The sequence below is a fragment of the Mesorhizobium sp. M0028 genome (assembly GCF_040323855.1).
Classification (GTDB): domain Bacteria; phylum Pseudomonadota; class Alphaproteobacteria; order Rhizobiales; family Rhizobiaceae; genus Mesorhizobium.
The window spans coordinates 101865-118973 of record NZ_JAMYVG010000004.1; the positions used below are offsets into that span (position 1 = coordinate 101865).

Consider the following 17109-nt stretch of genomic DNA (forward strand, 5'->3'; position numbering starts at 1 on the left):
TTTCTTCCTATGCGAGCGCATATAGGGGTAGCAAATCGTGGACTCACTCCTTCTCCAGGGCAGTAAGCATGCGCGACCCCTATGAGGTGCTGGGCGTTGCCAAGAACGCATCGGCCAAGGATATAAAATCGGCGTACCGGAAGCTCGCCAAGAAGTATCATCCAGACCAGAATCCGGATGATCCCAAGGCGAAGGACCGTTTTGCCGCCGCCAACCAGGCGTACGAGATTGTCGGCGACGAGAAGAACCGGGCGGCTTTCGATCGCGGCGAGATCGACGCCGACGGCAAACCGCGTTTCCAGGGTTTCGAAGGCGCGGCCGGCGGCGCCGATCCTTTCGCCGGTTTCCGCCGGCAGCAAGGGCCGGGCGGCGCGCATTTCGAATTCCGCACGGGCCGTCCCGGCGGCGATCCGTTCGACGGCAACAGCGACATCTTCAGCCAGATCTTCGGCGATGCTTTCACCCAGCAGCGCGGCGCCGGCGCGGGCGGCCGCCGTCAGGCCCCGACCGCCGCCGATCTCAACGTGACGCTGGACGTCACCATCGAGGAAGCCGCCACCGCGGAGAAGGTGACGGCGATGTTCCCCGACGGCCGCAAGATGGCGGTCAAGTTGCCGGCCTATGTCGAGGACGGCCAGACCATCCGCCTGAAAGGCCAGGGCGAGCAAGGGCCGGGGCAGCCGGGCGATGCACTGGTCAAGATCCGCTTTCGCCGGCACCCGCGCTACCGCGTCGAGGGCCGCGACCTGCATGTCGACCTGCCGGTGGAACTGGCCGATGCGGTGCATGGCGCCAAGGTGGCGGTCGAAACTCCGACCGGCAGGATTGCGGTCAATGTTCCCCCTTGGTCAAGCTCGGACAAGGTTCTGCGGCTGAAGGGCAGGGGCCTGCCGGAAAAGGCCGGCGGTCACGGCGACCTCTACGCGCACGTGCGGCTGATGCTGCCGGAAGGCGGCGACGCCGAGCTCGAGGCGCTGATGCGCCGGCGAAAGGGCTGACGATCGAAAAGGCCGGCGCTTGATGCCGTGTGGAAAAGCGGACTTGCGGACGCTTCTGCTATACACCGAACGTCTTGATTGGGCCAGGAGCGTTGTCGCCGAACTACTGCTCAGACGTCGCGTTTGGAGCCGCGAGCGGAAGGGCAGCTTATGGAGCTTCATAGATGAGAGCGACGTTCAAGCCACGAAGCGCCGTGAGCGTAGATCGGAGCGCTCGCGACTGCAGAACGGGAATCCCAATTTCCGTCGCAAATCTCTGGAGCTTTGTCGGCTCCTGCAACAGGGGTAGGTTAGCTTATCTCGTAAGGAATAAAGCCACCGGTTTGGTGTTTCCACAGACGGGCAAACAGGCCATCCTGTCCCACCAGTTCGTCCGGCCCGCCTTCTTCCACGATGCGTCCCTGATCGAGCACAACTATCCGCTCCATCCTGGCAATCGTGGAGAGGCGACCTGCGATGGCGATCACCGGGGTCGAGTTTGTCCGTGTGGGTTCTGTGCCCGAAAGGTAAGGCCGTAGTCACTGCCTTTACAACGAGCCGAACTGGTTGCACTGTACTGCTTCGCACCGAATTTGAGCACGGCCTTCTGCAGGAGGGATCAATGGCAGGCGTGGAATCGATATATTTCACCGTGACGGTTAGTGATAAATTTTTGAGAATAACAGACAAACTACCATTTCCCGAGCCGCCGCCGACGGAGTTTTTCCTGAAAGTCCGTGATGCCAAACGTGAGGTGGCCGTTACGACCCAAGGCAATAACGTCGGCAGTGTCGATGTCTATGTGAGCAAGAACGAGAAAGATTGGCTTGTACACGAAGAGAATATGGAGGTCGAGGCTGACAGCACATACAATATTGATGACAAAGCTTTCCCGCCACCGCCACCCTCGAAGTCGAAGCAAGAAGCCGCCAAGGAAGATACCAAGAACTAACTTTGGCTCCCCCCTCCGCGGCTTAGCCGGCCGCCGCGATGTGCCAGCATGAAGCTGTTCCCGTAAGTGTTTGGGCTGCGGTTGCCGGGAAGGTTTGCATTCAAGATGATTTCTTCGGCGAAGTCAGTACTTGTGGCAAGTTCCATGATCGGGGTTTTCTTTGTAACTCCCCACATGACGTATCCCAGGTCATCAAATCCGCATCCTGTCGCGGCGGTTTCTCGTGACGTTGGATGAAAAATGAGTAGTTTTGGTTTGTCATTGCGGTAGCATTGACCTTCAAAGGCATATCCATAGACGACAGCAATCACCTCCTTGGTTGGAATTATAGGCTCGAGGTCATCGCGTTTCTTGACAATGGACATGCGAAGTAAGTTTTCATTCAACGGCAAAGTCGCTGTTCTGTGACTAACTTTGCCCACATTATCGAAATTCAACCTGACGCCATAGAGCGTAATCTGATCCGGCGAATAGTTTTGCGCGCTGGGTGGCGCAGGAATATCGGACGACATAATGCTTCTCCCTCCAGTATTGTTTGGCGATCGACCTGGCCCACCGCCCGGGCCAGACGGTTTAAGTGGGTTGCCTGTCGGCGTTGGTGACTTTGGCATCCCTTTCTCCTTCAAAAAATCTCGCGCCAGGCGAAGTTGTCGACAAGGCTGTCAGCGAAGCGGCGCGCACGCCCGCTTTCGCAGGCAACAACCATCGCCTCGGCTGCTTCGCGATAGTCCAGTGCATGCGGATCAAGCTCTTCCCACGACCGCACCAGGATCTCGCCCACTAGGTCGCGGGCTTCTTCCAATGCCGATTTCAATGCGAAGAGGCGGCCGTCATTGGCGGCGAGTGAAACCGAAAGCAGGTCTTCGACCTCTTCTTCGGAAAGCTCACTCCTGAGATCACGAAAGTCACGCGGATCCAGATCGGACAGCCCGCGTTCGAACAGCAGCACCTGGTAGATCTCGATAAGGATGTCGAAGAGTGCGCCCGCGAAGGGCTTGGAAAGGTCATGCACTTCCGTGCTGACGTCGCTCATCCGCAGCGAGTGGCTGAACCGTCGGACCTGCTTTTCGTCGGAGAGCTCGCCGAAGCGGTCCAGTTCGTTGTTGATCAGGAGGTTGCCGCGCGTGCGCCGCAAAAGCAAATCCAGCGCAGTATCGAAGTGCAGGAGCGAGATCAGCGCGATGAAATCGGCCACTGCCTCGTGGTAGGCGAAGTATTCATGCGGCGGATCGAAACGGGGAACTCCCATGACGCCGAAAATCACCAGATGCCCGATCTCGTGTGCAACAGCATCGAAGTTGAGCGCGAAGGGCTGCGTGGTTCCGCGGGCCTCATCGATCCCCATCTCCAGAAAGCCGTAACCCGACTGGGCGTTGTCCCAGTTCAGCCGCGGCACAATCTCGAGACGCGGATAGGTCGGTTCGAAGAACCAGGGAATCTCGCGCCCCACATAGCTCTCGCAGATGTCGAGCACCCGCCGCACGCAAGCGTAGGCATGCGCCGCCTCGAACTCCGGTGTGCCCAGCGGAATGTTGTCGAAGTGCCCGTCTGGGCCGGCTACCGCAGGCGGCCTGAGGGCACCGGCGTAAGGAGGCAGGTAAGGAAACTGGTATGGCTGCTTTTCAAGCAACGGGTCGATCACATACATCCGTCGGTCGGCTGGCCCGGGGCCGATCGCGTCAGGCGGCGTGGAGACCCAAATCATCTCGGGCCGTTCGTAACCCTGAATGAAAGGAGGTTGGGGAAAAACAAGAAAGCGTGTTCCAAGGCGCGAAGCCGCGGATCCAATACCCGACTGCCATCTTGCACTGGCGCCCATGCAGGCAGTCCCACCCCTCTCCTGAAAGGACAGTCTGAAGTATTCCTGTTAGATCAAAATCCATCCCGTTCCGCAAGAACAGACCCAATGTCGTCGTCCCACAGCCCGGCCGCGCCGAGGTCATAGGCCCAAGCTTCGGTCAGGGTGAAAGGCGGGGTCATCGGCGCATGCGCCAGAAGTTCAGGGCAGCATGCAAGTTTCGCCAGCAAGCCGGTTGCGTCTTCGCGTTTGCGGTCGATCGCCGATCGGGGGAGCCAGTCAGCAAGCCGATCCAGGGCCGTTGCGGATTTGCTGGGCAGAGAAGATCGCGCCTCCGCGAGCAGCCTCGGATAGCTGCGATCGACGAAGTGCGTGTCCCGCGCCAGCACTTCCAGAGATCGCCTTTCCACGGCGTTGATGATGCCTGCTCGCAATGCCCGCTTTAGCGTAAGGCGTATGTTGATAAGCGCTTCGCTCAGGGCCGCCGCGCCGAGTTCAGTAGGACACATCGCTACCGCGACTTCATCGTCGTCGGCGAGCGGCGTCAACGCGTACCATCGGTAGATGAAGCCATGGCCCTGCATGCCGAACGCCGCCAGTTCAGCGGCGCGGAGCGCGCCCATGCTTGCCGCCCCGAACACCGGAATTCCGTTTCCCAACGCCCACAGGATTTCCTTGTGACGAACTGCCGGTACCTTCCCGAACGAACCGTCGATGAGGATTATCGCTTTCGGTTGATAGGCTCTCATTGCGCGGACGATCGAACCCTGTTCGGCGGGCGGTAGATAAACGGCGTCGAGGATGGCTGCCGCTTGGGCACGCGGCAGTGTCGGTCCGAGGAAAATGACCGGCTTGTCCGCCATCCCTATCCTCTGATGAGGTCTTTGAGCGGAGGGGCGACGAGACGGACAATCTCGATATCGGGATCCGTGCTGCTATGGAGCGGCACGACAAGGGCCGCCTGCGCTCCGGCGCGCCTTAGCGATTTGAGAACGGCGTCGAGCTTGCTGGCGCCTGAGGTCGGTCCGACGCTATCGGCGGGAAGCGTGGTGGCGTTCCCTGGCACCCGGAACGAGCGTCGACGCGTGTCCAGGTCCACTCGGTCGTACCACTCGGGATAAGCGGCACGTGTAATATCTTCACGGGCACCGGCGAGCGCGGTTACCCGGGCCTGTGCCGCCTCCATCAGTGCCTTGGCCAAGGCGCCATCATGGGTAAAGTCGCACGCAAACCCCTCGCCCGGCAGCGGCGCAATCTCCTGATGCGCTTCCGATTCCATTACGGCGCAGCGAAAGACCGGCAAATCATGATCGCCTGGGACGAGCCATATTCCGGCAACGAGATCCGCGGCTGCGAGGCTTGCCAGAATTCGCGACGAACGCGGACCGCCAATACGGGCGGGGTCGATACGAATTTCCGGAAAGGAACGTGGATACCGCTTGGCTCCTGCGATGCTCGCGCGCTCGATGATTTCTAGCGCTGCATGGGTGATCGCGGAAACTAGCGTTTGCCCGGCGGCGAGTCCGCGCGTGGATCGGGGAAACGCCACGGGATGCGGGGACGGAAGCGTGTAGATGGTATCGACCAGGGGGAGAGGAACTGGCAGCACCCGGCCGGTGAAAATATCATAACCGTCGGTCCACTGGAGTTGCAGTTGATCCCAGCCGGCGTCGAAGTCATGGACTCGGCAGCCGGCATAGAGGGCCCGAATCTCTTCTCCCAGAACGCGCGCGCTTGCGATCCTGATGCGCTCATGCGAGACCTGCTCCGCTGCCCATCCTTCGAGCGCTTCCATCAGTGCCCCGGCCGCTGCCTCTATGAGGGTTTCACCCTTGCCCTGGGAGACAGCGTTGGAGAGCGACAATGGCCGCACGGCTTGAGCAACCGCCACGCCGGCGCGATCAAGGCGGGTCAACGATCCGATCCGCGTTATGCCAAAACGTCTCCGGACGGAGAAAAGCCCGCGGGCGAGCTTCTCGGTGGCTGCGGAGTCTGTGCACTGGGCATCGCCAAGGGCGGAGAGTTCGCGGTCGAGCCTAAGACCGATCTCATTCGCAGGAATGGCAAGCGCCTGCGCAAAGCCGGTGTCGGACTTCACAGCCGGAGCCGATCGAGGTCCAGCCGCACGCGTGACGCCAGGGGTGCGGCCCGCTGTTCGGTGCTGACTTCGAGCGCTCGACGAAGGTCGGCCATCACCGCCTCCTGCGATTCGCCAAGGGTATGACGGAGCACACCGCGCTGCCGTAGCAACTCAGCAAGCCAGAACACTTGCCCACTGCTGGTCGAAGCCGCGATGATGCTATCCAGTATCGACAAGGCCTCGTCGTTGCGTCCAGCGCGTTCTAACAACTCCGAACGCATGCCCTCAAAAACGGGGGCACCCTCGTAGGTCGCGATCTCGCGCCAGCGTGTCAGCTCGGTTTCGAATGCCACTACGCCAGCTGCCGCGTCCCCGCTCATACCCTGCGCCCAGGCACGGAACAGCGCCGCCTTGGCGAGTACACCCGGCGTTGCCCGCCCGAGTTCTCCGATCCTTTCGGAGACCGCAATCACACCGGGATGGTCGTTTCGATATCGTTTCAGCTCGATCTCGAACTCCAGTGCATGCAACATGCTGTTCGGATGATTGATGTGCTCGGCCCATCGTTTGGCAGCGATTATACTTTCGGAAGCCCCATTGTCGTCGCCTACGAACCACAGGGAGAACGCACGTTCGCCCAGGCCGCAGACCTTGGCGTCATGACCTCCGTAACGGCCGCGGTTGAAACATGCGCGATCCTCGTCGTAAAGAACGAGACCCTGCTCGACGCATTTTAGGCAGTGCGAATGCAGCCCGGCATCAATGTTGGTCGCCCATGCGCAATGCAGCGACTGAAGCCGGACCTCAGGATCTGCAGAGCCTTCAAGGTCCTGCACGAGGATGTCGGATCTTGCGCGCTGTGTCTGGTAGTCGGGCGCAGTGAACCACCAACCCCAGTAAAGCGGGAACCATTCTGCACGATCCCGATCCTTAACCGTGGCGCACAGCGATACGCCGCGCTCATAGATCGCACGCGCTTGCTTGCTGCCTCTACCGAAAAGCGCTGCAACGACCGGCCCGCGAACTGTGAGGAGGCGAAGCAGCTGCTCATTCGACTCGGCATTCCTGCCGGCCTGAGCGAGTTGTTTCTCAGCGAAATCCAGCAGGTTTTCTGCCTCCTGCATTGCTGACCGAACATCGCAAGCCTCTGCCGCCTGAATAGCGTGGCGCGCCGCCTGCACAGGCTGTCCGGCCTGCCCGAAATGCCATGCCATCGTCTCGTCGGAGAGCGGCGGAACAACACCTGATTGAATGAGATTTACAACGCTTGTGTGGATTTCCTGCCGCTCGGATTTCAGGAGGCTTTCGTAGGCCGCTTCCTGGATCAGCACGTGGCGGAAGCGAATTTCCATACCGCCAGACTTCCGACGGACAATCCCGGCTTGGACAAGACCTTCGATTGCTTCGTCCAGAGGTATGGCAAGAGGCCCAAGTTCAAGCACACAAGCCAGCAGTTTCCGTCGGAACTGTCGCCCTAGGACGCTTGCGATTTGGGCGACACGTCTCAATGGCCCCAAGCTGGCGAGGCGGGCTGCGAGAAGATCCCGGAGATCCAGAATGCTATCCGCACGAAGCAACGCCTCCAATCCGGCCCGATCTGGCAAGCCAGCCTTCGCTCGTTCACGGATCCAAAGCGCCAGCTGTTCGGCAAACAGGGGCACGCCATCGCTCTTCTCGTAGATAAAGGCGACCAGTTCATCTGGTGGCGAATAATCCTCCCAGATCGTGCTGAGCAGCTCCGCGGTAGCTTGAGCAGTCAGGCCAGACAAGGCGACGGCAAGCACGTTTGGATCGCCGAAACCGTCCGGCGCGATAGCCTCGCGCGACGTTACTGCGGCAAGAATCGGCCGTGTTTCGATCCACCGGCTCAGCTTGGCGACAAGTGCTTTGGTGAGCGTGTCTGCCCAGTGAACGTCCTCGATTATCAGGAGGAGCGGTCCAAGAACGGACGGCGACGTCAGAAGTGACAGCATGGCCTCGACAACACGCGCCCTGATCTCCTCGTTCGAGAGATCGACCTGCCAGGCTTGGCCAGCGCCCCCCTCCGTCTCGCCCGCGACAAGGAATGTGATGATCTCGGCATTCAACGCGCCAAGTTCCGAGCCATGTGACCGCAGGTAGCGCGTGACCGCATCCCGATCCGGGTCGGCGTTGCCGGTCGCGTCTGCGATTGCCTTTCTGAGAGGTTCTAGAAACGGGTGCAGCGGTTCCGAATTGCCGCGCGGCTGACATTGAAACACCAGGGTCCGCACACCCTTAGCGGCAAGATCACGGCGGAACTCGGCGATCAGCCGGGATTTTCCGATCCCGGGGTCGCCATGGAGAAGAATGAACTGGCCATTGCCGTTTGCGGCTCTAACCCAACGCCGGCCACACAATTCAAGCTCGTCTTCGCGACCGATTAGCGGCGCGGAAACGCGCCGATACGCTGTGAAGCGGTCGAACTGCTGCCGGCGAGTTAATGGCCGCCACAAAAGTACCGGTTCGCCAAATCCTTTCAGGTGCCTTGGACCGATCTCCTCGAATTCGAACGCGCCCATGGTAAGCCGATAGGTGGCTTCTGCGACAGCAACACTGTTCGGCGCTGCTTCGGACTGGATGCGCGCAGCCAGTGCCGGCGCGACGCCAATAATCTCGGTGGCGCCCGGAAGGTTCGTTTTCGAAGCGTCAGCGATGACGACCACACCTGTGGTGATGCCGACCCTTACCTTGAGGCTGGATTCGGACTGTCTCGCCAGTTTCTCGCACCACTCGACAATTTCGATTGCCGACGCGACCGCACATTCGGCGGCATCTTCCCTGGACTCGGGAAAGCCGAAATAGGCGCAGCCGCCGTCGCCATGAACCCGCTCGAGGTAGCCATTGTAGTCGCTGATCAATGCAGCCGCTCCATTGTGGAGCGAACGTTGCATAGCGCCGAATTCTTCGGGGTCCAGCTGATTTAGCAGAGTGGTCGAACCAACAATGTCATAGTACAGCGCGGTCACATGCCTGCGCTCCCCTGCAAGCGACCCGGTCTGAACTCGTTCCCTGGTGGTCATCGGACGTCCTGCAACACGCTGAGAGAGCCACGCGGCTTTCTCGGATGTTATCGAAGCTCCATCGTGAGCACTAAGGCTTAGAATAGTCCCATTGGCAACGGCATAATGGGTTCCTAGCCCACCCGTCTGCTATCCGTTCGCAATCCAGTCGTGATCATCAACGCGGGCTTTCAGTTCGCTGCAACGACAGGAATGGGGTGCCTCTAGCCTAACAGGAGTGTCGGCTGGAGGAGCGCGCGTGCGGTCCACGTTTGGCGCAATCACGTCTCCAGCGCGCTCACTGGCAACGTCCGCTTCCGGGATAGGGCCGCGTCTCCGGAATGTCTTAGATTAGGCGCAAACCGGTCGTCCACAGCTCAAATCATGAAGTCGGCTTGGGGTCATGAGCGTGACTTCGGCCGCTGGCCAACGAAACTTCCGCCAAAGGGTCATCTTCCGCCGTGCCACACGGACACCAAGTGTCGTATTTTTTCACTGGCCCACGACCGCAAGGTCAAAGCGCTACAGCGTCCTTTGCACGTCCAAAGGACGCGCGGCACTGCTGAGCAACCGCTTTGTCCCCCGAACTGTCCGCTTTGAACGCTTGAAGGGGCACTGTGGCTGTGCGATAGGCACTCCACAAAGTAGAGAACCTTGCGGAGAGCGCTGACATGGCGGGTGGACGGGGCCTTATGGCCGGCAAGCGCGGCCTTATCCTTGGCATCGCCAACAATCGCTCGATCGCTTACGGCATCGCCAAGGCCTGTGTCGACCATGGCGCCGAGATCGCGCTGACCTATCAGGGCGAGGCGTTCAAGAAACGCGTCGAGCCGCTTGCGGCGGAACTGGGCGCGCATGTCGCCGGCCATTGCGACGTGACCGACCCGGCCAGCCTCGATGCGGTGTTCGCCGATATCGCCAGTCATTGGGGCAAGCTCGATTTCCTCGTCCACGCCATCGCCTTCTCCGACAAGGACGAGCTGACCGGCCGCTATGTCGAGACGACGCGCGACAATTTCCTGCGCACCATGGATATTTCGGTCTATTCCTTCACCACCATCGCCAAACGTGCCGAGCCTTTGATGACCGATGGCGGCTCGCTGCTGACGCTGACCTATTACGGCGCGGAAAAGGTGATGCCGCACTACAACGTCATGGGTGTCGCCAAGGCGGCACTCGAGGCCAGCGTGCGCTATCTGGCCGTCGACCTCGGCGCCAAGAAGATCCGCGTCAACGCGATCTCCGCCGGCCCGATCAAGACGCTTGCCGCATCCGGCATCGGCGACTTCCGCTACATCCTGAAGTGGAACGAATACAATTCGCCGTTGAAGCAGACGGTCACGCAGGAGGAGGTTGGCGATTCCGGCGTCTATTTCCTGTCCGACCTTTCGCGCGGCGTCACCGGCGAGATCCATCATGTCGATTCCGGCTATCATGTTGTCGGCATGAAGGCGGTCGACGCGCCGGATATTTCGACGGTCAAGGACTGACGCCACCGCCTGACCTCTTCCGGAAGACCTGATGTACCCGCTCGTCTATATCGTGCGCCACGGCCAGACGGCGTGGAACGCCGAGGCCCGGCTGCAGGGGCAGGCCGATACCGACCTCAACGAGCTTGGCCGCGAGCAGGCTAGCCGCAACGGGCGTAGGCTGGCCGACCTCATCGACAGGCCCGAAGATTTCGACTTTGTCGCCAGCCCGATGCGGCGCACGCGCGAGACGATGGAGCGCCTGCGCGCGGCGATGAAGCTCGATCCGCACGCCTATCGTACCGAGCCGCTACTCGTAGAATTGAGCTTTGGCGACTGGCAGGGTTTCACCTTTGCCGAACTCGAGGCGAACAATCCCGGTTCGACCAGGCAACGCCGCCTCGATAAATGGAATTTCCAGCCGCCCGGCGAGGGCGCCGAAAGCTATCAGATGCTGCTCGAACGGGTGAAGCCGTGGTTCGACGCGCTCGATCGCCAGACGGTCTGCGTGACCCATGGTGGCGTCATGCGCGCGCTGTTCCGCTTCGTGCTGGGGATGTCCGAACAAGATGCGGTCAGCATGGAAGTGCCGCAGGACCGCCTGCTCAGGCTGGACGGCTGGCGCCTGGAGTGGCTTTAGTCGTGAGCTTTCGAGAGATTGAAGCAGAATGCGATCTCGCGCTGAATCGGCGACAGAGGCGCGTAGGCGAAGTTGATCACGCCGGGATCGTCGCTGGCCTGAGAACCGGGACAAACCGTTCTCGACCGGCCCTGACATATTGCCCAACAGGTCCGGTCTCACGCGCAAGGCGCGCGAAGAGCAACTGGATGAGGGCACGCAGCTCAGGCGAAGGTGTGCTACCGCATGATGCGCGAAGTGTCCGCTCGTAGCAGGAGTAATCCTCGATCGCGCCAGCAACATCGTCTTGGGCGATGTCGCCCTGAATGAGCGCCTTGTAGATTCTCACAGAGTCGGGGTAAAAATCGAGCGCCCGCAAATAGATAGTCCGGGCTTTCCCAGGATCGTTGCGAGCCTCGCAGTGCTTGCCGATGCGGATCGCGAGTTCGATCACGTCGCGGCGCACGCGTTCAGCGGCCGGCAAGCACCAGGCGGCAATACGCTCGTGCAGAAAGAGAGGCCCCGGGAACAGGAGGAAGAGCCGCTCCAGCTCCGGTTCAGTCACGGCATTCGAGGCCAGAGCCCGTTTGAGGCGCGCCTCCCAATCGGCCAAATCCACCCAAACCCTGTCTGCGGCGAGGCGCAGCTTGCCCTCCCTCTGAATCACCAGGTCCGTCTGGCCGAGCAATTTGCGCAGACGGTGGAGCGCCTGATCGCAGGCAGCCTTCGCCTGGTCGCCGTCAAGGTCGGGCCAGAGCCAGTCCTGCAGGCCTTCGAGCGGGCAGACTTGGCCCTGGGAGATGGCCAAGGCACGAAGAATGTCGAGGGCCCGCGTCGGTGGCTTGGCGCCAAGGTCCAGTGCCGAACCGTCACGTTCAAGCCGGAACCCGCCGAGAACATACACCTTGATCGGCCAAGACAAGCTTGCCGGACGCCGCAGGGACGCAGCCAGCTGGTGGTTGCGGGTCATGGACCGGCAAAACTCGAACTGAGCATTCATCTGCTATCTCCCCACTGGCGTGCCGGATTCGCGAGCGTTCCAATCCGGACGCAGCACGATCGTCTGGGTCGGCGAGACATGCCGGATCCTCGGGTGTTGCGGCGGTTCCGGTAGCCAAAAGTGACGGTTGGCCACAACACGATGATGTTTACGAGTTCATCCACGGCATCGCTCCTCACCAAGGGATCGGGAGAACATCGGGTTCGCCTCCAGATCGGGATATGCACCGATTTGAACCGGGTCGTCGTAAGTTGCTCGTGAGCAGCACGTGATTGGCAGTCGACGCGCGGCAGACGGCTGCGAGCGGGGGAATCACGCTGCCTTCACGCGTGGCGCAGACAAAGGTGGTCTCGACCCTGGGATAACGGACGATGAACGATCCGAGATTTTTTCTCTTTGATTTGCCAAGGTCGGGACGACCTGCACCATTCAGAATTCCGGAGGAATATTATCCCGGCGTACGGGATCACTGGTATAATGCGACGTCCCGTCGAGCGGTCGATCCGATCGAAGGAATCAGGGCGCTGGTCATCCACGCGGCGGCAGGGCTAAGTTCGGCGGGCGCCATGTCCGTCATGAAAGCGCACAGGGCCAGTTGGCATTGGCTGATTCCTGGCACGGACGAAGAGCCGCATGGCAAGTTCGCATGGGCCTGTGTGCCGGAGGCAAGCGCCGCCCTCCACGTGCGAGACCATCGGTCGTATCCTGCGGTGAACGCTGGCCAGGCCAAAGTCGATGACTGGAGCCTCGCAATCCAGATAGTCAATTCGCGGAGCCGCGATGTCGTGGAGCCATTCTCGGACTGGCAGGTGGAGATTGCCGCTGAAATCGTGCGCTACTGTTGGGCGAAGTACCCAAATTTGAAACACATCGCATCGCATGCCTTGCTGGACCCTGATCGATGCAGCGATCCAGGTGCCCACTTTCCGTGGAAACGGTTCCGCGATCTCGTGCTCGACGGTGCCGGCGACACCTACCCAGCTCTGCGTACCCCCGCTGGGGTGCCGATGGAATTGCTGCCCGCCCTGCACGATGTCGCCACCTGCTGCGCGGGCTGGGATTTGCTGCCTGTGGACGACTAATCGGGCCGCACCGCCCACCGATCGCCCGTGTTGCGCATTAGACCTGCACGCGCGAAGATGCCACATCGTCTGTCGAGGCAAGCAGCCGGTTATCCGGCGCCCGGTTGGCCGATATGGTTGGCAAGCCTGCAACGGGCATTCTGCTGGGGCGCTCAGCGATGGAGGGCACGTGGCCACGGTTGCTTCGGGTTCGCTTGAAACTCCACACGAGCTCGATCCGATATCACGAGAAAATCGGATAGCGATCGCGCGGTTGGCGACGAAGCTTCGTCTTATTACTCGACTGCCTCATCCGGACGCACCTGGTGCCGCGATATATGTGGCGCAAGCGCATCCCCATGAACACGGCGAGGAGTTCCGCGACTTTCAGCCTGTCGGAGTCGCGGGCTGCGATTGGCGTTCCGAGCGGGCATTCGAAGCCTGCATCGGCGAAGCAGCCGAATATCTTTCCCAGCTCGAGTACCCGGAGGACCGAAATCCTGGGGCCGAAACGGCCGGTCGGCGCATTGATGCCTTCGATCACTATCTTGCCGGCGTCACCGAAACCGGAGGCGAGCGCCTGTGGCTAGCCGGGCATCAGGTCGGCTCATCGGAACCGGTGGCTTTGCCGGGCGAACTTTGCGTCCGCCGCGCAAGCGGCAATGGTGTTTTGCCGTACAGGCTCGGTAACGGCGTCGCGGCGGGAAGAACCCTTATAGAGGCGGCAAACCGTGCAATATGGGAACTAGTCGAGCGCGATGCCGTCGCGAGATGGTGGCACGGCGACCAGGTGGCGCATGCGATTGGCGAAGATGTATTGCGGGATAGCGGACTCCCGGACCTGCTCTCCCGATACCGGTCGGGAAAGACGACCCGGACGTGTGGCTGGGTCGATATCCGCGCAGCTGTTGACATTCCGGTCATCGCTGCCTTTTCGTTTTCTCGTGACGGGAGCGATTTCGCTTGCGGTTTCGCAGCACGGCCAAACATGGCCGATGCTGTCCACGCCGCAACGAAAGAGATGGTGCAGATGGAAATCGGACATCATCTGGTACGAGCCAAGCAACAGGTGCACGGTTTCGAGAAGCTCAATCAGGATGACCTCGCCTATATTGCGCGAAGCCAGCGGGTCACCCCCGATCATCCAAAGCTTAAAGCTGCTCCCGTCGGCTCGAAGAGTTCGTCCTTAGAAGGCAGCGACGAATTACTCCTCCTCGACTATACGCGCCAGGCACTCCTCCGTGCTGACTGTACGGCCTTTATCGTGGACCTGACGCGCGATCGCATTGGCATTCCGGTCGCCCGCGCTCTTGCCACAGGCCTGCAGCAGATTCCCCCAGGCGACGTGTTGCAATTCGACTCCGTGGGTAGGTGCATCAACTTCAACATTCCGGTACTGTAAGGCGTTTGCTGTAATCAGAGTCCCATGGACCAATATAGCCGGGCAGCATCGCGGAGCAGTGAAACGCCAAGCTTCCGTATTGAGACGCTTGGCATCTTCCGTATGTCTCATGGCGCCGTGAATTGCACCTTCAAGAGCCGTAAGGCACAGGCGCTCTTTGCCTACCTCGCATTTTGCAAGAACATGATTGAAAGCCGGGAGCGCCTCGCCGGCCTTTTGTGGGGCGAAAACAGTGAGGAAGCCGCGCGCACCTCCCTGCGTCAGCTAATCAGTGGGATAAAGAAGGACACGAAGCAGTTTCCAATACAGATATTCGACTGCGATCGGAACAATGTTTGGTTGCAGCCGATCCATGTATCAAGCGACGCGGCGACCCACATCGCCGATCTCGAACAGAATATCGTGCCCGAAGTGATGATCACGCAGAAGCGGCTGTTCGGGGGCTTTCTCGTCAATTTGAGGGACATTGATCCCAGCTTCGATATGTGGCTCTCGGTCCAGCGCGAATATCTCCACGACAGGGCCGTTAAGCTCCTCCAGGACCAGGCCCGGCGCGAGCAGAACGATGCCAAGCGGGAGAGGTTCGCCACCGCCATCCACAATCTGGACCCGACGCATGAGGAAGCCTGCCGTATCCTCATGCAGTGCCGTGCCTCACGTGGCGACACGGCGGGAGCGCTTCGCATCTACAACGACCTGTGGGAATTGCTCGGCACCGACTATGACATGGAGCCGTCACCGCAAACCCAGGCGCTGGTTGCGGAGATAAAGACGGCGGAACCTCTTCCCGCGCCTCCCAGCCACGTCCCGCAACTCGCCCCCGCTGTTCCGGCAGCAGCGCAGCTGTTCGACGGTGTAGGAATCGCCGCTCAGGCGCGCGCTGAACCCCCACTGATCCTGGTTCATCCATTCTTGCACGAGGCGGTTCATGCCATCCGTATCAATGGCTTCCGCCACGAATTGATCGCAGCCATGACACGGTTCCGGGACTGGTCGGTGAGGGAGCATTCGGCCTCCGACGATGCTCTCCCGCCAAGCGGCCGCAAGGTCTATGACTTGCTTGCCACTGCAACCGGCGAGGACGGTGAATTGCACATCGCCGTGCTGCTGCGTCGCAGGTCTGACGGCCACTACATGTGGAGCGAGAACTCGGAGATCGAGATCGGCAACTGGCATCGCGCCAGACTGCAGATCGTCCGGCACCTGGCCGCAGCGCTCGATGTTCAGATCTCGGCAGAGCGTTTGAGCACGACGGCGGGCCTCGCCGATATGGATCTCGACATCTACGACCGCTGGCTACGTGGTAATGAGCTTCTTTCGCGGTGGCGTCCGGCCGACGAGAGCCGGTCCGAGGGGATATTCCGGTCGATCATACGGAATGCTCCCGATTTCGCGCCCGCTCATGCCAGTCTGGCGCAGATCCTCAACAGCAGACATCTCATCTTCCCCGGCCTCATGCGGGATAGAAAGCGGGAACAGGAGGCCCTCAAACTTGCAAACATGGCTTCCAAGCTCGCGCCGATGGATAGCCGGACCAAGCTCACTCTGGCCTGGTCCTATCTTATGAACGAAAAGTACGAGCAAGCGATCTATTGCTATGGGCTGACGCTCAAAATGAACGACAACGATCCTTGGACGCTGATCTCATGTGCGCAGGGCCTTGCCTATTGCGGCGAGAAGGCGCTCGCAGACGAGATCGCACAAAGGGCGCTGCGGGTAGGATATGGCGCCGAACCCGTTCATTGGGCCTACCACGCCTGTATTCGCTTTCTCTTCGGCAACAGCGAGGGCGCGGTGGAAGCAGCCGATCTTGCCGAGGATGCGACCTTCTTTGTCGGCGGCTTGAAAGCGGCGGCGCTGGCCGAGCTTGGCTTGAAAGAGGCGGCTCTTGAAGAGGCGGCAGCGTTCTTCCGCCGTACCGCGGACAACTGGCATGGCGACGGTCCTGCTTCGCCGAAAGCCACGCTCGAATGGTTCTGGCAATGCCTCCCGATCCGCCTGATGGCGGACCGGGAGAGGCTACATTCAGGAATTCTGGCGACCGGGTTGCTCGACCTGGCTGGTTAGCGTTCCACCCACCGTTTTTCGCTCACCGGCAGCCACGCATCGTATAGTCGGCAACCCGCGCATAGAAAAAGCGCAACTGAGTGATCACGCGCTTGTCCTCGTCGCGTCCGCCCGGCTCGAAATCCTTGTAAAGCGCCGGAAGCGGATAGACGTCGTCTTCAACATTAGCTTTGACGATCTGCTCCGACTCCGTTACCTGGCCCTTCGGTGGCAACCGCAGGAGAAACTCGTAGTTACCTTCGATATGGTCGTCGCCCCGTACCACCGTGAGCGTCTTGAAGACGTCCGGTATCGTCAGGAGGTCCTTAAACGCCTCCCGCAACTCATCGATGGTTGTAGGCCAAGAGTCTCTGTCTTGCTGCGCCCATTCGACCAACTTCTTCCCGACAGCCTCGTAATCCTTGAAGATGGCACCTGTCTCGTCGCCATGTCTACCGAACTGAATCGGCGGGTATTTTCGATCTGGTGAACCGATATCTGGTCCCGGCATGCTTCCCTCCTTTGGTAGCGTCTTCACGCACGGGCAGTAGACCGCTAACGTCAAATACCCGCAAGGGCGATTAACTCACATCGTCAGCGTGAAAGCTTCGTGAAAATTTCACGTGACACCGCCAGAAGACAAAATCGGCTTCACGTTTTAACATATCTCCTTTCCGCTAATCGG

14 protein-coding genes and 1 pseudogene are annotated in these 17109 nt (G+C 60.4%); 7 read left to right on the forward strand and 8 right to left on the reverse strand.

Annotated elements, in window-relative coordinates; translation table 11 throughout:
- Positions 1 to 68 precede the first annotated feature (68 nt).
- Positions 69 to 998, forward strand: a complete 930-nt coding sequence (locus NKJ93_RS10935; protein ID WP_352588997.1) for a DnaJ C-terminal domain-containing protein — start codon at positions 69 to 71, stop codon at positions 996 to 998.
- Between the two features lie 290 nt (positions 999 to 1288).
- Here NKJ93_RS10935 and NKJ93_RS10940 read toward each other — a convergent pair.
- A pseudogene (locus NKJ93_RS10940) lies at positions 1289 to 1465 on the reverse strand (hypothetical protein); the annotation flags it as partial.
- A gap of 134 nt (positions 1466 to 1599) precedes the next feature.
- Here NKJ93_RS10940 and NKJ93_RS10945 point away from each other — a divergent pair.
- Positions 1600 to 1929 carry a hypothetical protein gene (locus NKJ93_RS10945; protein WP_023716887.1) on the forward strand — a complete coding sequence of 110 codons (330 nt, stop codon included), beginning with the start codon at positions 1600 to 1602 and terminating at the stop codon, positions 1927 to 1929.
- Here NKJ93_RS10945 and NKJ93_RS10950 read toward each other — a convergent pair.
- From NKJ93_RS10950 to NKJ93_RS10970, 5 genes are all read right to left on the reverse strand, one after another.
- Positions 1926 to 2441 (reverse strand): hypothetical protein, encoded by a 516-nt coding sequence (locus NKJ93_RS10950; protein ID WP_051409559.1) that lies wholly within the window; start codon positions 2439 to 2441, stop codon positions 1926 to 1928. The two genes, NKJ93_RS10945 and NKJ93_RS10950, sit on opposite strands and share 4 nt — an antisense overlap.
- Positions 2442 to 2551: 110 nt before the next feature.
- Complete coding sequence (locus tag NKJ93_RS10955) at positions 2552 to 3748, reverse strand: gluzincin family metallopeptidase (RefSeq protein ID WP_023716889.1); 1197 nt, start codon at positions 3746 to 3748, stop codon at positions 2552 to 2554.
- A gap of 53 nt (positions 3749 to 3801) precedes the next feature.
- Entirely contained in the window at positions 3802 to 4590 is a 789-nt protein-coding gene (locus NKJ93_RS10960; RefSeq protein ID WP_023716890.1) for a TfuA-like protein, read from the reverse strand.
- 2 nt (positions 4591 to 4592) lie between these two features.
- Positions 4593 to 5825: a YcaO-like family protein gene (locus NKJ93_RS10965; protein ID WP_023716891.1), complete on the reverse strand. Its 1233-nt coding sequence runs from the start codon at positions 5823 to 5825 to the stop codon at positions 4593 to 4595.
- Positions 5822 to 8848: an ATP-binding protein gene (locus NKJ93_RS10970; RefSeq protein WP_031193359.1), complete on the reverse strand. Its 3027-nt coding sequence runs from the start codon at positions 8846 to 8848 to the stop codon at positions 5822 to 5824. Before NKJ93_RS10970 ends, NKJ93_RS10965 begins: the two co-directional genes overlap by 4 nt.
- A gap of 650 nt (positions 8849 to 9498) precedes the next feature.
- On the opposite strand from NKJ93_RS10970, the gene fabI reads away from it, so the two are divergent.
- Positions 9499 to 10317, forward strand: coding sequence for an enoyl-ACP reductase FabI (fabI, locus tag NKJ93_RS10975; protein WP_352589000.1), 819 nt, complete (start codon positions 9499 to 9501; stop codon positions 10315 to 10317).
- A gap of 31 nt (positions 10318 to 10348) precedes the next feature.
- Entirely contained in the window at positions 10349 to 10936 is a 588-nt protein-coding gene (locus NKJ93_RS10980; RefSeq protein ID WP_352483722.1) for a histidine phosphatase family protein, read from the forward strand.
- A gap of 76 nt (positions 10937 to 11012) precedes the next feature.
- Here the strand turns inward: NKJ93_RS10980 and NKJ93_RS10985 are convergent, their stop codons facing one another.
- Positions 11013 to 11915 carry an AfsR/SARP family transcriptional regulator gene (locus NKJ93_RS10985; RefSeq protein WP_023716895.1) on the reverse strand — a complete coding sequence of 301 codons (903 nt, stop codon included), beginning with the start codon at positions 11913 to 11915 and terminating at the stop codon, positions 11013 to 11015.
- A gap of 371 nt (positions 11916 to 12286) precedes the next feature.
- On the opposite strand from NKJ93_RS10985, the gene NKJ93_RS10990 reads away from it, so the two are divergent.
- The 3 genes from NKJ93_RS10990 to NKJ93_RS11000 all read left to right on the forward strand — a co-directional run bounded on the left by NKJ93_RS10990 (position 12287) and on the right by NKJ93_RS11000 (position 16445).
- Positions 12287 to 12997: an N-acetylmuramoyl-L-alanine amidase gene (locus tag NKJ93_RS10990; RefSeq protein WP_023716896.1), complete on the forward strand. Its 711-nt coding sequence runs from the start codon at positions 12287 to 12289 to the stop codon at positions 12995 to 12997.
- Between the two features lie 169 nt (positions 12998 to 13166).
- Positions 13167 to 14378: a YcaO-like family protein gene (locus NKJ93_RS10995; RefSeq protein ID WP_198030448.1), complete on the forward strand. Its 1212-nt coding sequence runs from the start codon at positions 13167 to 13169 to the stop codon at positions 14376 to 14378.
- A gap of 24 nt (positions 14379 to 14402) precedes the next feature.
- Positions 14403 to 16445: an AfsR/SARP family transcriptional regulator gene (locus tag NKJ93_RS11000; RefSeq protein WP_084642385.1), complete on the forward strand. Its 2043-nt coding sequence runs from the start codon at positions 14403 to 14405 to the stop codon at positions 16443 to 16445.
- Positions 16446 to 16467: 22 nt separating this feature from the next.
- On the opposite strand, the gene NKJ93_RS11005 is transcribed toward NKJ93_RS11000, so the two are convergent.
- Positions 16468 to 16935, reverse strand: a complete 468-nt coding sequence (locus NKJ93_RS11005) for a hypothetical protein (protein ID WP_031193363.1) — start codon at positions 16933 to 16935, stop codon at positions 16468 to 16470.
- Positions 16936 to 17109 lie beyond the last annotated feature (174 nt).